Here is a 778-nt window from a genome sequence, read left to right on the forward strand (position 1 = left end):
TTTCCACCAGAATAAATGCCCATTCTTGTTTGTTCATCTGTTTTATAACGAATAATTTGATTTTGTTTTATAATAGTTTCATCTTTTAAAATTTTTAATACATTAACTACATCGTTAATATCTGTATAATCTTTTGTATAAATCATAATGGCATAACTATTTGATTTATTTTTATTATTTGTAGAAACTTTTGAATGTCAAAGTTTACCATTTTGAATATTTTTTTTAATTTTATTTCAAATATTATTTACTTCTTTGTCATTAGGAAACAACATTCATTTTCCAACTTTTTTTGGATTTATTTCTATATTTTCATATTTATTATTATTTGCTCATAATCAATCATAATTTTGACTTTCTTTGTCAGTTGGTAATAATTTACTATCATTTGTTATTTCATTTTTATGAATATCATATTCATAAATGTTTTTCATATTAACACCTCTTTTAAACTTATTTACATTAAAATTAAATCAAATAAGTAATATATAAAAACTATATTTAGTTTATGCTTATTTTTTAACAAATTTTATAAATTAAACAATCTTTTTTAAAAAATAAAAAAAGTTCGCAAATAAAAATTTGGAACTAAAGTTTTAAAGGTTATTTGGAATTTTTGCATTTATTTTTATTTAAATTACAAAAGAAAACATAAAATTGTTAAGTAAACTGCACAATTGTGCAGTTTTGAAGTATTTATTATATTTACATTTTTTGTGATTTACTACTAGAATTTTGACTTTTACTTGTTGAAGCTTCACTGTTTACTTTTGATTTG

At 19.2% G+C, this 778-nt stretch carries 1 protein-coding gene; it reads right to left on the reverse strand.

All coding sequences use genetic code 4. The features are described 5' to 3' along the window. Window positions 1–434: putative phosphothreonine lyase domain-containing protein (locus M0D11_RS06235; protein WP_252321086.1), on the reverse strand; the 434-nt coding region annotated here is incomplete at its 3' end. Between the last annotated feature and the right edge of the window lie 344 nt (window positions 435–778).

Source organism: Spiroplasma endosymbiont of Lariophagus distinguendus, from assembly GCF_023846195.1.
Classification (GTDB): Bacteria; Bacillota_I; Bacilli_A; order Mycoplasmatales; family VBWQ01; genus Spiroplasma_E.